The 17,801-nt window shown below is 61.9% G+C and carries 14 protein-coding genes and 1 pseudogene; 10 read left to right on the top strand and 5 right to left on the bottom strand.

Annotation, left to right across the window (positions count from 1 at the left end; genetic code table 11):
* Nucleotides 1-30: 30 nt before the first annotated feature.
* Nucleotides 31-1,023: an ABC transporter substrate-binding protein gene (locus FHX03_RS10175; protein ID WP_183853937.1), complete on the bottom strand. Its 993-nt coding sequence runs from the start codon at nt 1,021-1,023 to the stop codon at nt 31-33.
* 235 nt (nt 1,024-1,258) lie between these two features.
* Here FHX03_RS10175 and FHX03_RS10170 point away from each other — a divergent pair, with 235 nt between their 5' ends.
* Both FHX03_RS10170 and FHX03_RS10165 read left to right on the top strand, forming a co-directional pair.
* Complete coding sequence (locus FHX03_RS10170) at nt 1,259-1,999, top strand: response regulator transcription factor (protein ID WP_041683629.1); 741 nt, start codon at nt 1,259-1,261, stop codon at nt 1,997-1,999.
* Nucleotides 1,996-4,098 carry an ATP-binding protein gene (locus FHX03_RS10165; protein WP_097628895.1) on the top strand — a complete coding sequence of 701 codons (2,103 nt, stop codon included), beginning with the start codon at nt 1,996-1,998 and terminating at the stop codon, nt 4,096-4,098. The genes FHX03_RS10170 and FHX03_RS10165 overlap by 4 nt, the downstream gene beginning before the upstream one ends.
* On the opposite strand, the gene FHX03_RS10160 is transcribed toward FHX03_RS10165, so the two are convergent.
* Together FHX03_RS10160 and FHX03_RS10155 are read right to left on the bottom strand one after the other, a co-directional pair.
* Complete coding sequence (locus tag FHX03_RS10160; RefSeq protein WP_183853511.1) at nt 4,095-4,397, bottom strand: hypothetical protein; 303 nt, start codon at nt 4,395-4,397, stop codon at nt 4,095-4,097. The genes FHX03_RS10165 and FHX03_RS10160 overlap by 4 nt on opposite strands.
* Nucleotides 4,398-4,524: 127 nt before the next feature.
* Nucleotides 4,525-4,872, bottom strand: a pseudogene (locus tag FHX03_RS10155) (calcium-binding protein); the annotation flags it as partial.
* Between the two features lie 333 nt (nt 4,873-5,205).
* Between FHX03_RS10155 and FHX03_RS10150 the strand changes: the two are divergent.
* The gene (locus FHX03_RS10150) at nt 5,206-7,578 is read left to right on the top strand and encodes an alpha-amylase family glycosyl hydrolase (RefSeq protein WP_183853509.1); all 2,373 of its coding nucleotides are present in this window, start codon (nt 5,206-5,208) and stop codon (nt 7,576-7,578) included.
* Between the two features lie 45 nt (nt 7,579-7,623).
* Here the strand turns inward: FHX03_RS10150 and FHX03_RS10145 are convergent, their stop codons facing one another.
* Nucleotides 7,624-7,812 (bottom strand): hypothetical protein, encoded by a 189-nt coding sequence (locus tag FHX03_RS10145; protein ID WP_097628892.1) that lies wholly within the window; start codon nt 7,810-7,812, stop codon nt 7,624-7,626.
* A gap of 208 nt (nt 7,813-8,020) precedes the next feature.
* Between FHX03_RS10145 and FHX03_RS10140 the strand changes: the two genes are divergently transcribed.
* The 6 genes from FHX03_RS10140 to FHX03_RS10115 all read left to right on the top strand — a co-directional run bounded on the left by FHX03_RS10140 (nt 8,021) and on the right by FHX03_RS10115 (nt 13,689).
* The gene (locus FHX03_RS10140; RefSeq protein ID WP_097628891.1) at nt 8,021-8,416 is read left to right on the top strand and encodes a hypothetical protein; all 396 of its coding nucleotides are present in this window, start codon (nt 8,021-8,023) and stop codon (nt 8,414-8,416) included.
* Between the two features lie 197 nt (nt 8,417-8,613).
* Nucleotides 8,614-9,444 carry a metallophosphoesterase family protein gene (locus FHX03_RS10135; RefSeq protein WP_183853507.1) on the top strand — a complete coding sequence of 277 codons (831 nt, stop codon included), beginning with the start codon at nt 8,614-8,616 and terminating at the stop codon, nt 9,442-9,444.
* Nucleotides 9,441-10,649 carry an ABC transporter ATP-binding protein gene (locus FHX03_RS10130; protein WP_183853506.1) on the top strand — a complete coding sequence of 403 codons (1,209 nt, stop codon included), beginning with the start codon at nt 9,441-9,443 and terminating at the stop codon, nt 10,647-10,649. Before FHX03_RS10135 ends, FHX03_RS10130 begins: the two co-directional genes overlap by 4 nt.
* Nucleotides 10,642-11,565: a carbohydrate ABC transporter permease gene (locus FHX03_RS10125; RefSeq protein WP_183853504.1), complete on the top strand. Its 924-nt coding sequence runs from the start codon at nt 10,642-10,644 to the stop codon at nt 11,563-11,565. The genes FHX03_RS10130 and FHX03_RS10125 overlap by 8 nt, the downstream gene beginning before the upstream one ends.
* Entirely contained in the window at nt 11,562-12,398 is an 837-nt protein-coding gene (locus FHX03_RS10120) for a carbohydrate ABC transporter permease (protein WP_183853502.1), read from the top strand. Before FHX03_RS10125 ends, FHX03_RS10120 begins: the two co-directional genes overlap by 4 nt.
* 25 nt (nt 12,399-12,423) lie before the next feature.
* A complete protein-coding gene (locus FHX03_RS10115) occupies nt 12,424-13,689 on the top strand; it encodes an ABC transporter substrate-binding protein (RefSeq protein WP_183853500.1) in 1,266 nt (421 codons plus the stop codon).
* A gap of 65 nt (nt 13,690-13,754) precedes the next feature.
* Here FHX03_RS10115 and FHX03_RS10110 read toward each other — a convergent pair whose 3' ends face one another.
* Nucleotides 13,755-14,735 carry a substrate-binding domain-containing protein gene (locus FHX03_RS10110; protein ID WP_097628886.1) on the bottom strand — a complete coding sequence of 327 codons (981 nt, stop codon included), beginning with the start codon at nt 14,733-14,735 and terminating at the stop codon, nt 13,755-13,757.
* Between the two features lie 196 nt (nt 14,736-14,931).
* On the opposite strand from FHX03_RS10110, the gene FHX03_RS10105 reads away from it, so the two are divergent.
* Nucleotides 14,932-17,775: a M16 family metallopeptidase gene (locus FHX03_RS10105; RefSeq protein ID WP_131710894.1), complete on the top strand. Its 2,844-nt coding sequence runs from the start codon at nt 14,932-14,934 to the stop codon at nt 17,773-17,775.
* Nucleotides 17,776-17,801: the final 26 nt, after the last annotated feature.

Below are 17,801 nucleotides of genomic sequence, written 5' to 3'. Positions count from 1 at the left end.
CCAAATGTCGGATGGCGGTCGGATGCCGGCCTATTGGGTCGGAGAAATCTCGGTGTCGAAACGGGTCAACAGCCGACTTCGCTCGTCGGACAAGCCGAATGTTGCAAAGTCATAATCCACCATCTTGATCATGGTGATGTCGGGGGCGGCCGGCGGCAAAGCCGCTTTGGCGTTCGACGGAACCTGGTTCTGGCCGGCGGCGGCTCCTGTCGCCTGGCCTTCGGGACTGAGGGCGAAATCGACGAAGGCTTGGGCGGCTCTGGCATTGCGGCTGCCCTTGACGATGCTGACCGCACCAATCTCGTAACCCGTCCCTTCGCAGGGGGCGACGATGACAAGGGGGGCGCCTGCTTCCTTCAGGGTGACCGCGTCATGCATGAAGGAGATGCCGATCAGGATTTCGCCCCGGGCGGCAGCCTTTACCGGCGCCGCGCCGGACCGGGTATACTCGACGATATTGCGGTTGAGCGCGGCCATGTACCGGAACGCCTCCTCTTCGCCGAGGAGCTGCACGAGTGTGGCCAGCATTGTGAAAGCGGTTCCGGAGGAATTCGGATTGCCGGACTGGATATGGCCGCGATAGGCCTCTTTCGTCAGGTCCTGCCAGCAGGTCGGGGCCGGAAGCTTCAGCGCTGCGAGGAGATCGGAATTGTAGGCGAAACCCAAAGCCCCCGCATATATGGCGGCCGACCGTGAGCCGGACATAGCAAAAAAGTTCTGCGCCCAAGGCAGCATATCATGTTCATGGTCGGGCTGGTATCGATCGAGCAGATCCTCTGAGGCAGCCTGCAGATGGGCATCACCGGTTCCACCCCACCAGACATCCACAGTCGGATTTGATTTTTCGGTACGGATCTGATCGAGTATGTCGCCGGTGCTCTTGCGAACCATCGAGATATCGATACCCGCGCGGGTTTCGAACGCTTTTTCCATGGTCATGCACCAGGCTTCGTCGACGCCGCACAGGACGTTCAATCGCGCCTCGCTCATGCCGTGGTTTGCGCCGCACAGCCAGAAAGCCATGCCCGCAGCAAAAGCGGTCAATATTCTCACGCAAGCCTCCCTTGGAACCTCCCGTTCCAATCTCCACAGGCAGCATGTCAGATCTTCGCGTCACCGCAATCGAAGAATGGTTACCGATTTTTCATCGCCGGGCGGAGCGACGTTACATTCATTACAAATGTGACAAACCCCATCATCAGAGTGTCTTTGAACATTGGCGGCGGCATGCCTATGATGGCGCCGGGAGGATCAAGCGGTGCTGAATCAGAAGGTTCGAATTCTGATCGTCGAGGACGATCCGGATATGGCGGAACTTATCTCCGATCTCGTCGAGGCCGAGGGGTGGATTCCGACCTGCGCGGGATCCGCCGAGGAGGCGACCGATATTCTGGCACGAGAGCAGATGCATCTGGTGCTGGTCGACCATAACCTGCCGCGGACATCCGGCCGGGCTTTCGCCCAAAAACTGCGGTCGGAGGCCAATATCGGTATCGTCATGGTGACGGCAGCCGGCAGTGCCGCCGATCGTGTTCTCGGCCTGGAAACTGCTGCGGATGACTATGTCGTCAAGCCGTTCGAACCGATCGAACTGACGGCCCGCATCAAAGCTGTCTTACGGCGAACCGTGCCCTCACTGAAACAGGAAAAGGAGAGTGAGCGGGAGCACGAACGTCCCTCTCTGCTGCTTGGCGATTGGGCCATCGACCTGATGGGCCGGCAAGCCGTCTGCCTCGCCGACCGCAGCAAAACGCTGACGACGGCCGAATTCGCCCTGCTTGAAATCCTTGCGCAGACCCCCAATCAGCCGGTGAGCCGGGCGCAGATCCTCGATCGGCTTGGCTCGGAAAGCGATCGCTACATCGACCGCAACGTCGACGTTCTGGTTCTGCGGCTCCGGCGGAAAATCGAACGCAATCCCGACCTCCCGCGCCATATCAAGACACGACGCGGAAAGGGCTATGTCCTGCACACCGGCGACGGCGAGCCGTCCGCGTGATCAGCCGCTCCTTTCTGTCGTCGATTGCCTTTCGCTTGCCGTTCGCGATTGCGTTTATCTGCTTCCTGGTGTTCAGCCTGTCGGCGATCGCGATCTACGGGCTGCAGCGCGCCCGTGACGAGATGGCAGCTTACGGCCTGCAGGCCTTCACGAGCCTCGCCAAGGCCTCGCTCGTTTCCCGGCAAGTCTCCGATCTGGTGTCGAGCGCGCCCTTCCTGATGAACTCGACCTCGCCATACCGGGTGGCAAGCGAGAGCCGCGCTGTCGTGCTGCAGGTCGACAGCCTGCTGAAGACGGCCGCGCCCCACGGAGCAGACCAGGCTGCCCGCGGCTTTGCGAGTCCGAGGATGGTTGAGCTTCTCGATCTTATCAGGACACAGACGCTTGTGCTTGCCAGGGATGCCGACGCTGCACAGAATCACAAAGCTGAAGCTGCCGCGGCGCTGGGGGAGGTGGCGACCGGCAAAGGCATCGTCGATCACGAGTTGCGCCGTCAAGTGAATGGAATCGTGCAAGCGGCTTCCACCTCCGACAGTCTTTTCCAGCTCGGTGAACTTCGCAGACGATACGTGGCGGATACGACGGCCGCGCAGGGGAAAACCGAGCCCGATTTGAGAATTTCGCCTGCCGAGCTGCAGCCGTATGAGCGCGTGTTCGAAGCTCAAACACGATACCTTTTGAATATGTTCGCGATCCGGGCGGCGGTCGCAAAGCTGCATGCCGTCTCCCGCGACCTCTCCCATGCAACGGAGACGCAAAGCGATGCAGTTGCACGCCAGCTGAACGACGATCTGCTTTCGACCTCCGATGCCTTGAGCCGGCTCCTGGCCACCGTGGCCTTGGCTTTCCTGCTCGTGCTCGTCATGGCCATATTCTCCATCCGGTCGGTCATGCGCGTATCACGGGGCATCGTGGCGCTGTCGAATGGCATGAATGCGCTCGCCAAGGGTGAAAACGAAGTGGGTCCGCCAGCCTATCGTGGAAATGAAACCGAGCTTGTGCGTCTGCTGGACGCCTTCCGAGCTTTCAAGGACAGCGTGGATCGCGTGTCTCGCTTGAGACGCACCGCAGAAGCCGCCGCTCGCACCATCCGTTCAACCTTTCGCAATATGAACGAGGGGATTGCGCTTTTCGACAGGATCGGGCGACCGATCACCATGAACAGGCGGATCATCGAACTGTTCGGCCATTCGGGTTCCGCGCGCAAATTGCCGCTGCGCCGGTTTGTCGAGCCGGTGCCGGAGATCGATCTCGCCCTGCTGCCCTCCGATCCGGAGCGCGGCACTCTGTCGGAACGCGCAGTCGTCCGCCATCGCACCGGCGACCAGCGGGTGATCGAGATCTCCATGTCACGACAGCCGGAGGGCGGCATCGTTCTTCTGGCACGCGACGTCACGCTGATGGATCGACAGGAAGCGGAAGCGGCAAAGGTTCAGCGACTGGACGGCATCATGCGCATGACGCATCAGGTGAGCCACGAAGTCGGCAACATGATCGGCATCATCACCGGCAGCCTCGGCCTTCTCGAGCGTGAAACCGGCTTCAACGATCGGCAGAAACGCAACATTGCGCGGATTCGCAAGGCTGCCGAGAGAGGACGTTCGCTGGCCGGCAGCATGCTGTCGATCGGCAGCCAGCAGCCGTTCTATCCAAGCGCGGTGGATGTCGCCAGCCTCCTTCGCGGAATGGCCGATATCCTGGAGATCGCTGTCGGCGCAAAGTGCCATATCAAGCTGGACCTGGATACCGGCCTGCCGGTCGTATCGCTCGACGCGGCCCTTTTGGAGCAGTCCGTTCTGAACCTCTGTCTCAACGCTTCGGCAGCGATGCCGACAGGAGGCGTCATCATTATCGGTGCAACGGCAAACGGAGACACCTTGCTGATCTCGGTGACCGACAGCGGCATCGGCATGAGCCCAGAGGTCGTAGACAAAGCTTTCGAGCCTTATTTCACCACACGAGGCGGAGATGGTGGAGCAGGGCTTGGCCTGGCCATGGTTTATGGCTTCGTCCGTCAGAGCGGCGGAGAGGCATCCATCTATTCCTCTCCCGGGCACGGAACGACCGTCAAGCTGAGCTTCCCCACAGGTTTGCGCTAGTTCACATCGCCGCCGAAAATCCGGGCGAGCAGGATGCCGGTGACGAGCATGCCGGCCGCCACGAAGATCGTATCGCCCGGCGTGCCGATATAGAGCGGCCCGATATTGGCAAACAGCAGGAAGGCGACGAGGAAATTCGCCCAGCCCCAGACGACATTCGCCGTCGGCGAACTACGTTGGCTCCGCGGTGCGAACGGGATGCGGAACGGCCTGCCGCTGACGCCGTTGACGAAATGCGGGATACCGTTGGTCAAAAGGGCGGCGGCGATGAAATGGACGATGTAGGCGATCCAGGGCAAGAACTTCTCCAGTGCTGCAAGTGGCGTCAACGGAGGAATGTGGCCGGGAATGTCATGCCGGCAAGAGTAGCCTGGAAACGCAGTGTGGTGTGGCAGCTGCCGCAGAACAGCGACGGGCCTGACCCGGTCAGATCAGCAGGAAATCTTTGAAGTGAAGCTCAGCGGAATTGTCGAGCTCCGCGACATGCATTGCCGCGCCCGCGGCACTCCCATCCGCGTCAAAAGATAGAACGCCGCTCGCCTGATCGTAGATCAGCTTGTCATCCGCCTCGAGCGCTTTCTTGCCGTGAACGAAATTCTCATCCGAAAATGCGGACAGGCTGAGCGCGGCGAAAATCGAATGGTCGAGCAGCAGCTTGTCTTCAGCCGCGGAGAAGAAATCCCGGATCTTCTCGACGCTCATATTGTCGGGCTTCACATCGAAGACGAAGTTATCGCCTCCGCTGCCGCCGGTCAGCCTGTCCTCACCGGCTTTGCTGTCGATATGAGTATCAATTCCGAAGGAGCGAATAATATCGTTTATTCTATCGGATTGGGCCATAGCTTTCTCCCGATTTGCAATGCAATCGGCCATGAGAAAATATCCCCATTTTCCGTCGCCAATTCGTTTTAATACACGCGGAGGGCCGTGCATTGCCGCTTGTTAACCATGATTTGTTGTCTTGAATGTGGCCCGTATCGGGCCGCAATTTGTGTAACGCGACCGTCAATCTTTGCTTGCATTTTTCCGGTCGGGGGGCAGATCATGCCTGGGTGAGACGGCCGCATCAGCAGAGCCGGGGAAAATCCGAAGCATCTGGAGGTTCCGATGACCGTCAATGTTCATTTCCGGTTTCGCAGCGGTCTGCTGTCGATGGCGTTCGACAATGTCCGCCTCCGCGGCGGTTGGGACCGGCACGGCCGCCCCTCGGCCGACTGGACATCGGTTCCCATGCAGCGCTCCGAGGACGAAGATGGCTATGATGTCTTTGTCGCCAGGGTTTCCTTTCCCGATGGCGAGATCGGCACGAATTTTCGCTGGGGTATCGAGCTTGACCGGCCGGGCGTGGCGGATCTATGGGCTATCGCCGCCGAATTGGACGACGAGGCCTCGTCGCGTCGGGAATGTTCCTTCGAACTCCAGCCGGGCATGGAGCCGCAGATCTATTATCTGACATGGATCGGCCGTCTGGGGGCGAACCGGATTGAAAGGCGCAACGGTGCCGACCGCATTCGTTTCTCGGTCTGGGCGCCGAACGCCCGGGAAGTCTTGCTGGTGCTCGCCGATCCCGCCATCGGCTACGTCGCCGACGACGGCACCGGAGCGCTCGGGACCATCAGCATGCGAAGGACTGTCGACGGGTTCTGGACCGTTGAAACCGGCGACGATCACCGCCTTTCGGATTTCGACGGCATGGTCGGCACGCCCTATATGTATCGCATCACCAAGGACGACGGATCGCTCGCCTACCGGACCGACATCTGGTCGCTGATGCAGATCGGGGCGGGAGATTTCGATCCGGATGGTGCGCCTTATCATGGATCGCCGGCTGGTTTGGACGGACCGCAGAGCTGCTCGGTCGTCTGCGACCCGAAGCGGGTGGTGCTGCCGTCCGGGCAGGAGCTTGCCGCGCAGGCTTTCTGGGCTGACGAATTCGTGGCCGGCCGCAAACTTCCGGACCGGCTCGAGGATCTGGTGATCTATGAATTGCATGTCGGCGCGCTCGGTTTCGGCAAACCCGCGCCGGGAACGCTCGATGATGCGATCGCCTTCGTTGCGCATCTTTCCGCGCTCGGCGTCAACGCCGTCGAACTGTTGCCGATCGCCGAATTCGAGGCGCGGGCCAATTGGGGTTACGGCACCTCGCATTTCTTTGCCGCCGATCAGGGCGCCGGCGGCACCGACCGGCTGAAGTTATTCGTCAAGGCCTGCCACCAGCAGGGCATCGCCGTCATTCTGGATGTCTGTTACAACCACTTCGATCCGGATGGCGAGCGGGCGCAATGGGCCTATGATTCCAACGATCCCACCCGCAATATCTACTACTGGTATGAGGGACGCCCAGGCGACTACGCCAATCCCGCGGGCGGCTATATCGACAACATCTCCACGGGATGGGCGCCTGCCTTCGACGAGGAGGCGGTTCGGCAGCTTTTCATCTCGAGTGCGGCATTTCTCGTCTCCGTCTGCCATATCGATGGCTTCCGGCTCGATCAGACCAGTTCGATCCATCAATATCCAGTGCTGCATGCCGACGGCCGGCGCGCCGATCGGGCAGCCGCCTTCGGCGCCAAATTCCTGAAGCAGTGGACCCGCACGATGCGGCTGATCAAGCCGCAACTTTTCCTGACAGCCGAGGATTATTCGGACTGGTCGGCAATGACGGAGCCGAGCCTGACCGGCGATGGGCTCGGTTTCGACGCCACCTGGTACGGCGATTTTCATCACAACCTTGTCGAATATCACGGTGGCGCGCAGGCGCAGCTTTTGAAGAATGCCGGTTTTGGCGACAGTCGGGCGCTGACCATGTCGTCGCTTGCCGGCGCATTGCAGACGAGCGCGCGATCGAAGGTGGTCTACAACCAGTCGCACGACGATTGCGGCAATCGCGAAGGGTCGGCACGAACCGCTGTCATCGCGGTCAATTTCGCGCCGATCGTCGGCAAGACTAGAGCTTGGGCGGAGGCGAGATCCAGGTTTGCGGCGGCGATGACGCTGCTATCGGCCGGGACGCCGATGTTTTTCATGGGCGAGGAAATCGGCGCCCAGAAGCCCTATCGTTACAATGATTTCCTCGAGAACCGGGAGAATATCCTCGGCGAGGCTGCGGGCAACGGGGCAGGGATGATCAGCTGTTATCGCGACCTGATCGCCCTCAGCATCAAAGAGGCAGCCATTCGCTCCCGCAACATCGCCATTCCTTACGTCCATGACGAAGACCGGGTGGTCGCATTTCATCGGTGGAACGACGGCGAGGATTTCCTCGTGGTGGGATCGCTGAACGACGCTGCTTTCCAGAACGGCTATCGGCTGCGCAGCGAGCGTCTGGGAGACGACCTCTGGGAAGAGATCTTCAATAGCGATGCTGAGACCTATGGCGGCTGGAATGTCGGCAACGGCGGCGGAAGGATCAGAGCCACTGCGGGAATGCTCGATGCCGTGCTGCCTGCCTCAGGCGTCCTGGTGTTTCGCAGGCTGTGATGCGTCGCGCCTTCCAAGGCAGCAGGTAATGGGTGCGCAGGGCGCTCAGGCAAATCCGACCGGCAGGTTTTCCAGTTTTCTGCCGGCACCGTAGTCGCGCTCGTGCTGCGAGCGGCGGCGGCCGTCGCGGCGAGCCGACAGATCGATCCGGTTTTCGGCAAAGATCCCATCGGCATAAGTGCCGGTGTCGTGGCAATCGGTGTCGATCTTGGGGGTAAGGATTTTCAGGATCATCGGGGTTCCTCCGCGGCGCACCATCAACACTCGGAAAGGCCGCTTCGTTCCGTTTATAAACTCTGAATTATTAATAAATTAACCATAAGCGTCACGGAAAGGCTCAGCAGTTGCCAACGTCCTGCCGCACACGTCGACGCGGAATGGCCTTGCCGTGGAACTCAGGGACCGTGATTGCCGTTGATATCGAAGGACACAGGAGGTTTCCATGCAGTTGATCGATACGCGAGTGTCACAGGCCGGTGACATCTTCACCGTCGAATTCCTGGGCGAGGGAGGGGAATCGATCTCCGTCAAGATCGACAACTCTCACGGCGAACTCGACCACTCCAAGGCCGTCGACCACGCCAAGGTGATGATGGTCCAGCTGACCAGCTTTTCCGGCAGCGAGGCGGATGGCAGCATCAACCGTTACGACGCGTTGAGCAACGGCAATTTCGACGAAGGCAGCAAGGGCCTGATCGGCCAGCCGAGCGCACGTTCGACCCATGATAGCGCGGTGCTGGAGGAAGAGCTCAATGAAGGTCTTGAGGACAGCTTTCCGGCAAGCGACCCTGTATCGGCAACGGTATCGTCCATTCCCGCCAACGCGCGACGGCACTGATCGCACTACCTTTTGAATTCCAATTGCCGGAAAAGGCTGCCCGTTCCAGCGGGCAGCCTTTTCATTGCATGACAGATCGATGTCAAAACTGAGAAACAGCTGAAAACATCGGATGTCTGATTGACATGGGGGCCTTCTAGAGAGGGCCCGAGAAGGGAGTGCGCACGACGCGCTTCTAAGGTCTCGGAGACGCACTCATGAAAATCATTCAGATCACCGACACCCATTTCAGCCCGAACAAGCCGCATTTCAACGGCAACTGGGCGCCGCTTCTGAGCTGGATCGAAGCGACCGGCGCCGATCTGATCATCCACACCGGCGATCTCACACTCGACGGCGCCGACAAGGACGAGGACATCACATTCTCGATGGATCTGATGCGGCAAGTGTCGATCCCGATGCTGATCGTCCCCGGCAATCACGATGTCGGCCATCTCGAGGGGTCCGACCAGCCCGTCAACGCCGAGCGGCTGGCCCGCTGGCGCAGCCTTGCCGGTGACGATCGCTGGCTGGAGGATGCGGCCGGCTGGCGCTTCATCGGCTTGAACTCGCTGCTTCTCGGTCATGAGGATGACGAGGAAGAGGCCCAGTTCGAATGGCTCGCCAAGGCGCTCGAAGACAGGGCAGGGCGGCGCGTGGCTCTCTTCGCGCATAAGCCTCTGTTCGTCGATGCACCCGATGAAGGCGATACCGGCTATTGGAGCGTTCGTCCGGCTCAGCGCCGGCGGCTTTATGATCTGATAGCAGCCCATGACGTGGCGCTGTTTGCCAGCGGCCACCTTCACCGGGCCTGGCAGGGTCGCTTCGACGATACCCAGTTGACCTGGGGCCCGTCGGCGGCCTTCATCATCGACAAGATGGAGCGCGAGATGCCGGGCGAGCGCCTGATCGGCGCCGTCATCCACGAGTTCGATAGGTCGGTCGAAAGCCAGATCGTCGCCGTTCCCGGCATGACCGCGCATGTGCTCGACGATGTCGTGCTCGAGGTCTATCCCCAGGCGGTCAAGCCGCGCGAGGCCGTCGAATGAGCGCGCTCTCGCTTCGCGGCATCACCAAGGCCTTCGGCGGCAATCAGATCCTCAACGGCGTCAGCCTCGATGTCGGCGCCGGCGAATTCATCGCCCTGGTCGGCCCCTCCGGCTGCGGCAAGAGCACGCTGCTGCGCGTCCTTGCCGGCCTCGACCATGCCGAAAGCGGTGAGATCCTGATCGGCGGACGAGATATGTCAGGCGTGGCGGCAGCCGAGCGCAACATCGCCATGGTCTTTCAGTCCTACGCGCTCTATCCGCATCTGACGGCATCTCAGAATATCGCCGTGCCGCTGGCGATGCGCCGGCTGTCGAGACTGGAGCGGCTGCCTTTCGTGGGATCGCTCATTCCAGGACAGCGCGCCACATGGGCGGCGATCGCCCACGATGTCAGGGAAATGGCGACCTCGCTGAAGATCGACCATCTGCTCGACCGCAAACCCGGCCAGATGTCGGGCGGCCAGCGTCAGCGTGTGGCGCTCGCCCGTGCCATGGTGCGCCAGCCGAGCATCTTCCTGATGGATGAGCCGCTGTCCAATCTCGACGCCAACCTGCGCGTCCACGCCCGCGGCGAGATCGTCGAACTGCACCGCCGCGCCGGCGTGCCGACGCTTTACGTCACCCATGATCAGGCGGAGGCGCTGTCGATGGCCGACCGCGTCGCCGTGATGATAGGTGGCCGATTGCTGCAGATCGCAACTCCTCAGGTCATCTATGACGACCCGGCCCATATCGAGGTCGCCCGCTTCATCGGCCAGCCGCGCATCAACCTGCTTCCGGCCTTTGTCGAAGGCGGCGTGATCCTGTGCGGCGGCCTGCGGCTGACGCTTGAAAATGCACCTGCCGGCAAGACGCCGGTCACGATCGCCATTCGCCCCGAATTCGTCTTTCTCGCCAAGAGCCGGCATGACGGCCTTGCCGCCCGGATCGAACGCCTCGAATTCCTGGGGTCCGAAGTCATCCTCCATTGCCGGCTCGATGCGATCGGCGAGACCGTCATCGCCAAGGTACAGCCGTCCGAAGCCTCCGGGCTTGCGGCGGGCGATGCCGTGGGGCTCCGATTGTCGCCCGGCCGCGCGCTGGTCTTTGCCGAGGACGGCAGCCGGCTCGCCGGCGTGGTCGCCGGCGGCGATGCCGGACTCAGCTCTGCTAATGCCGGGCTCAGTGGTGATGCCGATACCGAGCGGGAGAGGGCGCATGGCTAGCCTCGCCTCCATGGCCATTCCTGGTCATTCCGCTCTTGCCCATCGCCGCAGCGAGGGCCGCATCGCCTGGATGCTGGTGCTGCCGGCGATAACACTGCTTTTTCTCTTCGTACTTTTGCCGGTCGCCGCTGTCGTCGTGCTCGGCTTTACCGATTTCGAACTCGGCTACGGCAAGTTCCGTTTCGTCGGCTTCGAGAACTACGCCCACCTGATCACCGACCGCACCTTTCGCAAGTCGCTGTGGAATACCACGGTCTATACGGCGATCGTCGCGCCCGTCTCGATCCTGCTCGGCCTCGGCATCGCCATGCTGATCGAAAGCGAGACTGCGGCCCGCAGCGTCTTCCGCACCGCCTATTTCCTGCCGGTCGCCTCGCTGATCGTCGCCATGGCGACCGTCTGGCAATATATGTTCCACCCGACGATCGGCCCGATCAATGCGCTGCTGGCGCTTGCCGGATTGCCCGGTCCGAACTGGCTGGGCAGCTCCGGCACCGTACTTTACAGCCTGTCGATCATCGGCGTCTGGCAATCGGCCGGCTTCAACATGGTGCTCTTCCTGGCGGGGCTGACGGCAATCCCGCGCGAGCTTTACGCCGCAGCGGAAGTGGACGGCGCAAAATCCTCGCTCGACCGCTTCCTGCTGGTGACCTGGCCGATGCTCGGGCCGACGACGCTCTTCGTCATCACCATCAGCATCACCAATGCGGTCAAGGTCTTCGAGACGGTCAAGACGCTGACCGAGGGCGGCCCGAACAAGGCGTCTGAAGTGCTGCTCTTTACCATCTACCAGGAAGGCTTCGTCTATCTGCGTGTCGGTTATGCCTCGGCGATGACCGTGGTGTTTCTGCTGATCCTGGTGGTGCTGATGTTCCTGCAGTACCGCATTCTCGACCGCCGGGTGCATTACACATGACGACAAGCGCTTTTTCCCTCGGCAGAGTGATCCGCCTCAGCCTGCTTTCCCTCGGCGCGATCGTCTTCCTGTCGCCCTACATCTTCATGATCTCGGCGGCCGGCAAGACGCAGAGCGACATTTTCACCTCGTCGCTGTCGCTGATCCCGGCGCATTTCGCCTATGCTGAGAATTTCGCCAAGGCCTTGAGCCGGGTGCCGATGGCGCGGCTCTTGTGGAACGGCGTCGTCGTCTGCAGCCTGATCTTCTTCTTCCAGGTGCTGGTGGCGATCCCCTGCGCCTATGCCATGGCGAAGCTGCGTTTCGGCGCTGCCCGCGCGCTGATGGTGCTGGTCATGCTCGGCCTTCTCGTGCCGATCCATGCGACGGCGCTGCCGCTTTATGTCGCCTTCGACCGCGCCGCCCTGCTCAACAGCTATGCCGCCCTGATCGCACCCTTCACCATTTCGGTCTTCGCGATCTTTATGTTCCTGCAGTTCTTCCGCGCCATGCCGGACGACCTCATCCATGCCGCCCGTCTCGACGGCATGTCGGAGCTCGGCATCGTCGCCCGCGTCATCGTGCCGAATGCCTGGCCGGCGGTCACCGCCTTCGCCATCTTCTCGGTCGTCGCCCATTGGAACGATCTCTACTGGCCGCTGATCGTCATCAGCAAGCAGGACTATGCCACGCCACCCCTCGGGCTGATGTATTTCCGCGCCGCCGAGGCCGGCGACGACTACGGCGCGCTGATGGCGGCGACCCTGATCATTACCCTTCCTCTCGTCGCCGCCTTCCTGCTTGCGCAGAAGCGTTTCGTCGAGGGCATCACCATGACCGGTCTCAAAGGCTGACCGGCTTCAACCAGGAGAACGAGCGATGAAACATATCACCCAGCTTCTCGCCGCAGCGGCCGTATCGATGGCAATCGCGCTTCCAGCGCATGCCGAGACGACGCTGACGGTTCACTACCCCATGCCGGGCTTCTTCAAGGACGTGATGGACACGATCTCGAAGAAGTTCATGGCGGAGAACCCCGATATCAAAATCCAGTTCGCCAGCCCGTCGGCGACCTATGAGGAAGGCATCCAGACGATCCTTCGCCAGGTCGGCACCAGCGAAATGCCCGATATCACCTTCATCGGCCTGAACCGCCTGCGCATGCTCGACGAACGCGATGTCGCCGTCGACCTCGGCCCGCTCGTCAAGAAAGACGGCAACATGGCCGAGCAGGGCTTCTCCGACACGATTCTCAAGCTCGCCCAGGTGAAGGGCAAGCAGGTGGGCCTCGCATTCGCGACCTCCAACCCGATCATGTATTACAACGCCGATCTCGTGAAGGCAGCCGGCGGCAACCCTGACAATCCGCCGAAGACCTGGGATGAGGTCATTGCGCTCGGCGGCAAGATCAAGGCGCTCGGCAACGGCGTCGACGGCATCGATTTCCGCTGGCAGGGCGACGATTGGATGTTCTCCGCACTGCTCTTCGGCGCCGGCGGCAGGATGCTGAACGACGATGAAAGCAAGGTCGCCTTCAACGGTCCGGAAGGCGAGAAGGCCGTCGAGGTCCTGCATCGCCTGGCCACCGAAGGCGGCATGCCGGTCTTCACCAAGCCCGCCGGCGAACAGGCATTTGCAGCCGGCAAGGTCGGTTTCGAGTTCCAGACCACGGGCGCGCTGCGCAACACGATCAAGAATGTCGGTAACAAATTCGATCTGCGCACAGCCAAGATCCCCCTGATCGATCCGGTGAACGGCCGTCTTCCCACCGGCGGCAACGCCGTCGTCATCCTGACCCATGACGCTGCCAAGCAGGACGCCGCCTGGAAGTTCGCCAAATTTGCCGCCGGCCCTTACGGCGCCTCGGTCGTCGTGCCCGGCACCGGTTATGTCCCGAACAACGAGCTTGCCGCGAAGTCAGCCAACTATCTCGGCGATTTCTACAAACAGAACCCGCTGTTCCAAGCCGGCCTCAGCCAGATGCCTGTCATGATCCCCTGGTATGCCTTCCCCGGCTCCAACGGCGTCAAGGTCACCCAGACGATCGTCGACAACCTCTCGCGCATCGTCGACCAGTCGGCCGAACCCAAAGAAGCGCTCGACGACGCGGCCGCCGACGTCGAAGGCATGCTGCCGCGCAGCTGATCGCTTTCCGCGTCAGAGGAAGGGCCGTCACGCCGAGTGCGTGGCGGCCCTTTTGTTTCGAAGCTTCAGATGGCGCGCACCGTGCCGCCGCGGCGCAGCGTATAGGCGACATCGAGATGGCGGGCAGGGGCGGCATTCTCCGCCATGTCTAGGAGCAGCGAGGCGGCCGTCGCCCCCATGCTGGCATCCGGCATTTCGATTGTCGTCAGCGGCGGATCGATCAGCCGGCCGATGGCGATGCCGTCGAAGCCGGCGACCGATACATCCCCGGGCACCGACAGCTCCTCGCGCTTCAGCGCGCCGATGACGCCGAGCGCCAGAAGGTCATTGGAGGCGATGATCGCCGTCGGCGCAAGCGAGGTCATCACCGTGCCGAGGTCGATCTGGTCGTAGCCGCCGAGGAAGGGGATTTGCACGGCGTCGAGCGGTGGCAGCTCGTTCTCGGCCATGGCGTCGAGATAACCCCGGTAGCGCAGGCGGGCGCGGTCGGAAGCGGCAAAATTGCCGGAAAGGAAGAGAATGCGGCGATGGCCCATGCCGATCAGGAAGGTGGCGATCTCGCGGCCCGCGCCGCGATTGTCGGCGGTGACGGCCGCCGGAAACTGCGCGGTCGGGAGGTTGTTGAGCAGCACGGTCGGCGGCAGTCTGGCCAGCAGCGCCTCGCTGGTCGACGGATCGCAGACGGTGAGGATCAGCCCGGTCGGCTGGTCGTTGAGCAGGGCGGCGACGGCGTCAGCCTCGCGCGCCGGATCGTAATTCGACTGGGCGATCAACACGCCGTGGCCGGCGACCAGCATGCGGTTTTGGATGCTCGACAGCGACGACGCAAAGACCGGATTGGTGATGCTCGGAATCAGCACGCCGACCACCGGCCGGCGCCCGATCCGCCCGGCGGAATGGCCGGCCGGGCGATAGCCGAGTTCTGCGGCGGCGCGGCGCACCTTGCGCACCATCAGGTCGCTCGCCGGTCCGTCACGGCTGAGAACCCGGCTTGCGGTTGCCAGCGAACATCCGGCCCGGAAAGCGACCTGCTGCAATGTCGCCATCGAAAACGCCTCCTGGTGACAGATAAGGCGCAATCCCTTAGGAGGTTTCGATGACATTGGTCTGACATCGGCGGAAGCAGCTGGCCGGAGTTTTGCCGTCTCGTCCACTGGCACACATAGAAGTTGAAGAGAAATGCAACCTGTGGAATAGTCAGATCAACACGATCCATCTCTTTACGCTCATCCCTGGACAAGAATGTCTTATAAAATGGAATGCTCCGCCGCCTGGCGGTTTCTCGCGACGGTTGCTCTGGTCGCAAGCTTGGCGTCGCCGGCCTATGCGGACACCTCGTCCACATCCTGGCCACAAACACAAAGCGACCTACAAGCCGACACCGACGTCCATTTCGGCACGCTCGCCAACGGAATGCGGTTTGCGATCATGCGCAATGCCACGCCACCCGGGCAGGCGGCGATCCGCTTTCGCATCGGCTCCGGCTCGCTCGAGGAAAACGACAACCAGCAGGGCTTGGCGCATTTTCTGGAGCATATGGCCTTCAAGGGTTCGACGCATGTCGCCGAAGGGGAGATAATCCGTATCCTGCAGCGCAAGGGCCTGGCCTTTGGGCCTGATACCAACGCCCACACCTCTTATGACGAGACTGTCTATGCACTCGATCTTCCCGAGGTCGATGCTGACACGGTTTCGACGGGCCTGATGCTGATGCGGGAGACGGCGAGCGAACTGACCCTCGATGCCGGCGCCTTCGATCGCGAACGCGGCGTCATCCTGTCGGAGGAGCGGCTGCGCGACACGCCGCAATATCGCGCAGGGCTCGGAATCATGAATTCCTTGCTCGCCGGCCGCCGCGCGACCATCCGCGTGCCGATCGGCAAAACCGACATCATCAGCAATGCGCCTGTAGACCTCGTCCGTGATTATTACCGGGCCAATTATCGGCCCGAGCGGGCAACGCTGATGGTGGTGGGCGATATCGACCCGGCTGCCATGGAAACCCAAATCCGGCAGCACTTCGGCGACTGGAAGGCCGTGGGGCGGGCACCAACAAAACCGGATCTGGGCACACTGGAGACGAAAGGCGAAAGCGCCGACGTCCTCGCTGTTCCCGGCGGCATGACCAGCATCCAGATAGCCTGGACGCGTCCCAATGACGCCGCGGCTGACACATTTGCCAAGCGCCGCACGCAGCTTATCGAAGATCTCGGCCTGTTGGTGCTCAAACGTCGGGTGAGCACTATTGCCAGCAAGGCGGATGCCCCTTTCATCAGTGCGGTCGCCGGCTCCCAGGATCTTCTTGATTCCGCGCATATCGTCCTGATCGTGGCGAATTCCGAGCCGGATAAATGGCAGGCGGCGCTCGCGACCATCGACCAGGAACAGCGGCGTATCGAGGAGTTCGGCGTTGCGCAGGCTGAACTCGATCGTGAAATCCTCGAATATCGCTCGTTCCTCCAGGCTGCCGCGGCCGGAGCCGCGACGCGCACGACCACCGACATCGCTTCCATGCTGGCCAGCAGCGTCGATGACAATCAGGTCTTTACGTCGCCCGCCGAAGACCTTTCGCTGTTCGAGACGATCACGAAGGACGTCACGGCAGCCGAGGTCAATCAGGCGCTGCGGCATGCCTTCTCCGGCAACGGTCCGCAGGTCGTGCTGCAGACGGCCCAATCACCGCAGGGCGGAGCCGACGCGGTTCGGCAGGCCTATGATGCTTCAAAGGCTACTGCCGTCTCGGCATCATCCGGTGCAGCCGACGTCGCCTGGCCCTACACCCATTTCGGCGAGCCGGGCGCCGTGGTCGAACGCCGCGCCGTCGACGATCTCGGCGTGACCATGGTGCGCTTTTCCAATGGCGTCCGGCTTACGGTCAAGCCGACCAAGCTGCGCGCCAATGAAGTGCTGGTGCGCGAAGATATCGGCCGCGGCCGGCTGGACCTGCCGCAGGACCGTCCCGCCCCGATCTGGGCGTCTCCGGCCGTCGCGCTGTCCGGCGTCAAGGCCATGGACTACCAGGATATCCAGAAAGCGCTGACGGCCAACATCGTCGGCATCGACTTCTCCGTCGGCGACAGTTCCTTCAGCTTCGACGGCCGCACGCGAACTGAAGATCTTGCGACGCAATTGCAGCTGATGACGGCATACACCGCCGATCCCGCCTACCGCCCGGAGGCTTTCAAGCGGGTGCAGCAGGCCTATTTGAGCGGCCTCGATCAGTATCAGGCGACCCCCGGCGGCGTTGTCAGTCGCGATTTCGGAGGTCTCGTGCATTCCGGCGATCCGCGCTGGACCTTCCCCGATCGCGCTGCCTTGTCCGCCGCCAAGCCGGACGATTTCGAGGCGCAGTTCCGGCCCATGGTTTCCACCGGCCCGATCGATATCACCATCGTCGGCGACGTCACGGTGGATGACGCAATCCGGATGACAGCCGAAACCTTTGGCGCTTTGCCGCCGCGGCCGGAGGCGGTGCTGAGCAAGGAGTGGGGTGACGTGCGTTTCCCGGCGGCGAACAAGACGCCCATTTTGCTGACCCATAGCGGCAGGGCGGATAACGCGGCCGCCGCCTTCGGGGCACCGATCGGCGATTTGCTCTCCGATCTGCCGCGGTCCTTCACCGCCAATATCGCCACCCAGATTTTTCAGAACAGGCTGATCGACCAGTTTCGTATTGCGGAAGGCGCAAGTTATGTCCTGGAGGGTGACGCGAACCTGTCACGCGAAATCCCCGGCTATGGCTACGCATTTTTCTACGTCGAGACGGAACCGGCAAAGATCGGGCGCTTCTATGCACTTGCCGACGACATCGCCAATGACCTGCGATCGCATGATGTCTCCCCGGACGAGTTCGCGCGCGCCCGGGAACCGATCATCGAGACACTGAAGCATCAGCGGCAGAGCAACGAATATTGGATCGAATCTCTGCGGGGCGCTCAGATGGATCCGCGTCGTTTAGACCGGATACGCGACAGTCTCAGCGGCTACGACAAGGTCACCGTCGAGGATATTCGCGCATTTGCCGGGACCTATTTCAGCCCGGAAAACTTCTGGAAATTCGAAGTACTGCCGGCGGCGGTAAGATAGGCGCTCCGGGGCTCCGGCATCGTCGT

It is taken from the genome of Rhizobium sp. BK456, from assembly GCF_014194045.1.
Classification (GTDB): domain Bacteria; phylum Pseudomonadota; class Alphaproteobacteria; order Rhizobiales; family Rhizobiaceae; genus Rhizobium; species Rhizobium redzepovicii.
Note: the sequence above shows the minus strand (reverse complement) of the source record. Positions and strands in the feature narration are given on the sequence as shown.